Annotated in this window: 4 protein-coding genes, 1 tRNA gene and 1 rRNA gene; 5 read left to right on the top strand and 1 reads right to left on the bottom strand. The window is 50.8% G+C overall.

What is annotated here, in order from left to right; all coding sequences use genetic code 11:
- The first annotated feature begins 31 nt into the window (after nucleotides 1-31).
- The gene (locus E3J62_11095) at nucleotides 32-1,432 is read left to right on the top strand and encodes an MATE family efflux transporter (GenBank protein ID TET44184.1); all 1,401 of its coding nucleotides are present in this window, start codon (nucleotides 32-34) and stop codon (nucleotides 1,430-1,432) included.
- Between the two features lie 527 nt (nucleotides 1,433-1,959).
- Nucleotides 1,960-3,303: an HD domain-containing protein gene (locus tag E3J62_11090; protein ID TET44183.1), complete on the top strand. Its 1,344-nt coding sequence runs from the start codon at nucleotides 1,960-1,962 to the stop codon at nucleotides 3,301-3,303.
- Nucleotides 3,304-3,365: 62 nt separating this feature from the next.
- Here E3J62_11090 and E3J62_11085 read toward each other — a convergent pair whose 3' ends face one another.
- Nucleotides 3,366-3,782, bottom strand: a complete 417-nt coding sequence (locus E3J62_11085; GenBank protein TET44182.1) for a YjbQ family protein — start codon at nucleotides 3,780-3,782, stop codon at nucleotides 3,366-3,368.
- A 412-nt stretch (nucleotides 3,783-4,194) separates the two neighbouring features.
- Here E3J62_11085 and E3J62_11080 point away from each other — a divergent pair.
- The 3 genes from E3J62_11080 to E3J62_11070 form a co-directional block, all read left to right on the top strand.
- Nucleotides 4,195-4,268, top strand: a tRNA-Met gene (locus tag E3J62_11080).
- 66 nt (nucleotides 4,269-4,334) lie between these two features.
- Nucleotides 4,335-5,555, top strand: coding sequence for a tyrosine--tRNA ligase (locus E3J62_11075; protein TET44181.1), 1,221 nt, complete (start codon nucleotides 4,335-4,337; stop codon nucleotides 5,553-5,555).
- Between the two features lie 105 nt (nucleotides 5,556-5,660).
- Nucleotides 5,661-6,774: ribosomal RNA gene (locus E3J62_11070) — 16S ribosomal RNA — on the top strand; the annotation flags it as partial.

Here is a 6,774-nt window from a genome sequence, read left to right as displayed (position 1 = left end):
CCTGAAACTGGCCCTTTTTGTTGACTCAAGTATGAGTTTGTTATACTTTCACCTCATCAATCTTGATCAGGTGGTTCTATTGGATAGACAAAGGATAGACCTAACCACATCTAACATACCAAGAGCTATTTTCTACCTGGCGTGGCCGGCGGTCCTCCAGATGGGAATCGATACGGTCATGCGCCTCATTGACGCCTTCTGGGTCGGAAGACTTGGCGCATCCTATCTGGCAGCAGTCACATCATCCATGTTCATCTTATGGACCTTGATGGCGCTCGCACAGATGATCGCCGGAGGCGTCACCGCAATGGTGGCGCGCTTCGTCGGAGCCAAGGACAAAGAGTTCGCTGCGTACGTGGTCAGACAGGCGATAAACTTCGGACTCATCTTCTCAGTGGTAGCGGGCCTTGCTGGCTTCCTTCTTTCAGCAAGATTCATGCAACTTCTGGGTGTAGGCCCGGATGTCGTACCATTGGGTTCCTCCTATCTCAAAATCTCTTTCATAAGCAGCCCGGCCATCTTCGTTTTCTTCATATTTGGCTCTGCAATGCAGGGGGCGGGAGACACGAGAACCCCCTTGAAGATCATGGCTTTCACTCTCATCACCAATGCAGTTCTGGACCCTCTCCTTATTCTGGGCATTGGCCCCTTCCCCAGAATGGAGACCAATGGAGCAGCCTTAGCCACAGCCCTATCCCACCTCTTGGGCGCCATGGTCTATTTGTACATGCTAAACTCCGGCCGACTCATCTTGAAGGTAAAGCTGCTAACCCGCGAAAAACTAGATACTTCGATTCTCCGAAGACTTCTTCGTATAGGGGTACCCACCAGCGCTGACTTTGTGCTGTTTTCTGTCGTGTACATAATTCTGACCAGGATAACAGCAGTATTTGGAACAGAGGCAATCGCCGCGCTCGGAATTGGTCACAGGATTGAATCCATCTCCTATATGACATCATTTGGCTTCTCCATTGCTGCATCTGCTCTTGTCGGACAAAACCTCGGTGCAGGAAGGCCTGATCGGGCGGAGAAGTCCGCGTGGTCAACCGCGGGCATCATAGCTGTGTTTACAGGATTGATCACAGCGGCATTCCTGCTCATTCCCTCTCAGATTGTGCGAATATTCATCCAGGACCCACAAGTTGTCTCTATCGCTACTGCCTACCTGAGAATCATTGGCCTGTCGCAGATTTTCATGGGGGTGGAGATAGTCATTGCTGGAGGGTTCATTGGAGCGGGCGACACGATTCCTCCCACACTCGTATCAGGTCTGACATCCTTGGCCAGGATTCCACTCGCATACTACTGCGGAATCACGCTTGGCCTGGGAGTCAATGCAATCTGGTGGATGATAAGTCTAACGGCCATTGCGAGAGGAATAGCAATTCCTGTCTGGTTCAAAGCCGGAACCTGGAAACGGAGAAAGGTCTGATTGTCGATGGCATACAGATTTTGCGTGAAAATTTTCTCCACCCCTCTCAATTGAGACCCTGCTTGTCAGCAAACTGCGACTTCTGTCCTGAAACGTTCAGCCAGAGCAGAACCCTGCCCAGAAGGAGCAGGAGACCCCACCTCCCATAAGTTCTTGGGAATTCGCGCCTTACATGGACAACCAAAATCGCCCAAGTGTGCCATTATGAACCACACCATAGTACTGTTACTGTAAGAAAAAATTAAGTGACAGTGGCATATACGCTTACCTTGCAGGGCACAGTTTTTGCAACCTGATACGTCAGAGGATGATAATCAGGAAGATTGGCCTGGGCTTCCAGGTCGTTCTGCACGGAAAGGAGTAGGTTTGGCCTTATCCAGACTTGTCTCATGGATGAGCTTCATGCTCCTATCCACCATTGTGGCGTGTCAAGCGAGTGTCTCCGTACCCGCAATGATCGCATATGGTGAAGGCACATTCGAAGAACCGAGGTGGACCGATTTTGTTTTAGCAGGTGAGGCGGCCATATGCATATGAGCTTCAGTCTTGGACTAAAGTTAAAGCTTGCACTCCTTTCCCTCTTCCTCATATGTGCAACTGTGGGAACATATGGCTCCTTCGATTTCAAGAGAGAGAGGCTGGCTTTAGAGAATCAGATCCTTGCTATGGGGAGAGCAATTGCCAGCAACCTGGCCTCAAACTGCAGCGACGCTCTTAGGTCTGCCCCGGATGACTTCAGCCTTGTCAGTCTGCTCAAAGAAACTGCGTCGGACAAAACCATTGGATATGCTCAGATCGTTGATGAAACAGGCAGAATAGTTGCCCACAATGACATATCCATGTGCGGAGCAGAATATGTCCCTTCATCAAGGCAGCTACTCAACCCTATACACAACAGAATCATAGATATTTACGCTTCTCGAAATGGTCAGCTCTTCTACGACTTCTCTGCCCCAGTCCGGGAGGCAACAGAGCGCCAGCTAAGTACAGTTCACGTCGGGATACCTGTACTGGTCGTCGATGAGTTCATTAAGCAGGGTAGAAACAGGCTTGCAGTAGTTGCGCTTGTTTTGTTGGGTGTCGGGATCGCAGTCTCAATGATTATGGCCGGCATCATAATGAAGCCCCTAGAAAAACTGGCCAAGGGTGCTGAGAGGATAGGAAACGGCGACCTTGCATACAGAATCGAAATGTCCAGGAGGGACGAGTTTGGTCTTCTTGCCAACAGCATCAATTCAATGGCATCAAAACTGGGGGAATTGTACCTCAATACTTTACAGATGCTGGCGAATGCCCTGGAAGCCAAGGACGTGTACACAAGAGGACACACAGAAAGAGTAACAAGGTTGTCCGTGGAGATAGCCAAGAAGATGCGGCTCCCGAAAGCAGAAGTCGAAACAATACGAAGGGCAGCAATGATTCACGATATCGGGAAGATAGGCATACGAGAATCAATACTGAATAAACCCGGCAGACTTACAGTTGAGGAGTATAATCACATAAAGTCGCACGTGGACTGGGGTGCACACATACTCAAGCCCATAACATCGCTCACCAAAGTCGTATCCTATCTGTTCCACCACCATGAGCGCTTCGATGGTTCAGGATATCCTTCCGGGCTCTCAGGAATAGATATACCTCTTGGAGCCCGCATCATAGGAGTTGCCGACTCCTATGATGCGAGCACCTCTGAAAGGCCCTACAGAGTGGCGCTAAGCCACGATGCAGCAGTACGCGCACTCATAAACGGCTCAGGAACCCTATATGACCCCAGTGTCGTAAACGCGTTCCTGGAAGTGATAAAATTCTCACCACTCTCCGAAATCCAGGATATGCCACGTGATGAGCAACTTCCCCTTACCAAGCACTAGTGCATCGATATGTTGTTCACTCAGCACCTGTCCTGAGTAAATGAGATCGAAGGACGAGGCAACTACTCCCCAACCAACTGAACAATTAACTTTCTCGACCTTGCTCTATTATCAAAATCAAGGAAGACGATCTGCTGCCAGGTCCCCAAAGCCATCTTCCCACCTATGACAGGCGCGGCAAAACTTGTCCCCACCAGGCTGGAGCGCACATGGCTGAACCCGTTCCCGTCTCCCCAGGTCAAGTTGTGCGCGTACTCTTCACTCTCCGGAACGACTCTATCCATGAGTTTCTTGATGTCAGCCTCGAGCCCACCCTCGAACTCCATGGTTGTAATTGCCCCGGTTGAACCTGGTACAAAGACAAGGACAATGCCATTTTTGATGTCGCAACCGTCTATCTTTTCCTGCACCATCTGGGTTATGTCCACCTGGTCGCAGAAACCCTTTGTGTCAAATGAAATCCGTTCTGTTATTACCATATCCTTCTCCCCCTGTCCAATATCAGAAAAACAGTGATCCTGCTGATTATAGGAACCTACCTCTCGCAGGTCAACATACTATTCGCTGTACACTGTACGCTACACGCCAAGCACAAAGCATGGGGACCCCGTCGAAGTGCTCAGAACGTCGGGAGTTTCACAACGGTCTATGTAGGGGCAGGCACCTCCTTCGCCCTGTTCTCCGTGGTGAATAAACCTAACCACTGAGGACACTGAGGTCTTGCCAGGGTTTGTAACCACAACTCAGTCTCTGTGGTGAAAGGGTTTTCTTGAAAGCGAAGAGCTAACAACTAGTAAGCACATGCAAAGTGTTTTGAGTTGACAGTGGTGAATACATCTGCTATCTTATGTGGCGCGACGCAATTCTGGTTATACTTTTTTTAGATTTGCTGGCGGCGTAGCTCAGTTGGTTAGAGCGGGTGAATCATAATCACTAGGTCAGGGGTTCGAGTCCCTTCGCCGCCATGTCGATAACTAAGGTAGAGGTATTTCTATCAGGCCAAAGGCCTGGATTTTGCTAGGTGGGGATATATGCTGAGTGCTGAGGAACAACTGAAAGAACTGAAGCGGGGAACCGACGAAATCATCTCTGAGGAAGAGCTCCTCAAGAAGCTTGAGCGCTCTCTTGAAACCGGAAAGCCACTAAGGATAAAAGCGGGTTTCGACCCTTCCTGTCCGGACATCCACATAGGAAACGCAGTGCCCATACGGAAGTTGAAACAGTTTCAGGAATTGGGACACCAGGTCATCTTTCTGATCGGCGATTTCACAGGGCTGATAGGAGATCCCAGCGAACAGTCAGATGCGAGAAAGAGGCTTTCCAGGGAAGAAGTCAAAGAGAACGCTGAGACCTACAAAGAGCAGATATTCAAAATTCTCGACCCCGACAAGACTCTGATTGACTTCAACAGCAGATGGTGTTCCCCTCTTAAGTTTGAAGATGTGCTGGAACTCGCTTCCATGTATACCGTGGCTCGCCTTCTCGAGAGAGACGATTTCATGGGAAGATACAAGAGTGGCAAACCCATAAGCATGCTTGAGTTCTTGTATCCTCTGGTTCAGGGGTATGATTCAGTGATGCTGAAAGCAGATGTAGAACTGGGGGGCACCGACCAGAAATGGAACTGTCTGGTTGCCAGAGAAATACAGAGAGGATATGGCCAGGAACCCGAAGTTGTCATCACCCTGCCCCTTCTGGTTGGAACCGACGGGACCCAGAAGATGTCCAAGAGTTATGGCAACTATATTGGAATCAGCGAGCCGCCCAGAGAGATCTTTGGCAAGGCTATGTCCATACCTGATGAATTGATATGCTCCTATTTTGAGCTGGCGACAGACATAACCACTGATGAGCTGGAGGAAATACGCGGCGAAATCATGGCAAAGATTTCCAACCCGAAGGATCTGAAGGTGAGACTGGCTGAAACCCTGGTAACGATGTACCACTCAAAAGGGGCCGCCTCTGTTGCCCGCAAGGAGTTCGAGAAGGTCTTCAAGGAAAAGGGCCTTCCAGACGAAATTGAGACCCTCAGGCTGAAATGGGACGAAAAGAGCATCTGGATTGTGAAGCTTCTTACCGAAGCCGGGCTTGCAGAAAGCAGTGGAGAAGCCAGGCGCCTCGTTTCTCAGGGCGGAGTGTATATAGACAATACCCGCATAAAAGACCTGAATATGATGGTCACCTTGAACAAGGACTTCATCCTCAAGGTGGGGAAAAGGAGGTTTGTGAGGGTAAGTCCTGTCAGCAAATAGATTTTTGAAAAAAAGCCCTTGACAAATCAGGGGTAGGGTGCTAATCTATCAATTGACAAAAAGTTCTTTGAAAACAGAGCGTGCATTGCCCGCAGGGTCTTTTTTTCTTTCGGAGGGTTTGATCCTGGCTCAGGGCTAACGCTGGCGGCGTGTCTTAAACATGCAAGTCGTACGGACCTGTTTAGAGCTTGCTTTGGACAGGTTAGTGGCGGACGGGTGAGTAACACGTGGATAATCTGCCTCTAGGAGCTGGATAACTCGGGGAAACCTGGGCTAATACGGCATGAAGTCCGTAAGTCGCATGGCTAACGGATAAAAGGTGGCCTCTGCTTGCAAGCTGCCGCCTGGTGGTGAGTCCGCGTCCCATTAGCTTGTTGGTAGGGTAAAGGCCTACCAAGGCGAAGATGGGTAGCCGGCCTGAGAGGGTGAACGGCCACACTGGGACTGAGACACGGCCCAGACTCCTACGGGAGGCAGCAGTTTAGAAATTTGCGCAATGGCCGAAAGGCTGACGCAGCGACGCCGCGTGGAGGATGAAGGCCTTCGGGTTGTAAACTCCTGTTAGGGGGGACGAGGTCACCTAAGCCGAATAAGCTTGGGTGATGACGGTACCTCCAGAGAAAGCTCCGGCTAACTCCGTGCCAGCAGCCGCGGTAACACGGAGGGAGCGAGCGTTGCCCGGAATTACTGGGCGTAAAGGGGATGTAGGCGGGCCTATAAGTCGGATGTGAAATCTGTGGGCTCAACTCACAGACCGTGTCCGATACTATAGGTCTTGAGCACGGGAGAGGAGAGTGGAACTCCCAGTGTAGCGGTGGAATGCGTAGATATTGGGAGGAACACCAGTGGCGAAGGCGGCTCTCTGGCCCGTTGCTGACGCTGAGGTCCGAAAGCTGGGGGAGCGAACAGGATTAGATACCCTGGTAGTCCCAGCCCTAAACGATGGGCACTAGGTGTAGGTCCACGAGGATCTGTGCCGAAGCTAACGCATTAAGTGCCCCGCCTGGGGAGTACGGTCGCAAGGCTGAAACTCAAAGGAATTGACGGGGGCCCGCACAAGCGGTGGAGCATGTGGTTTAATTCGACGCAACGCGAAGAACCTTACCTGGGCTTGACATGCTAGTGGTAGGAACCCGAAAGGGCGACGACCCGCCTTCGGGTGGGAGCTAGCACAGGTGCTGCATGGCTGTCGTCAGCTCGTGCCGTGAGGTGTTGGGTT

The organism is candidate division TA06 bacterium (assembly GCA_004376575.1).
Taxonomy (GTDB): domain Bacteria; phylum Hydrothermota; class DG-26; order E44-bin18; family E44-bin18; genus E44-bin18.
Note: the sequence above shows the minus strand (reverse complement) of the source record. Positions and strands in the feature narration are given on the sequence as shown.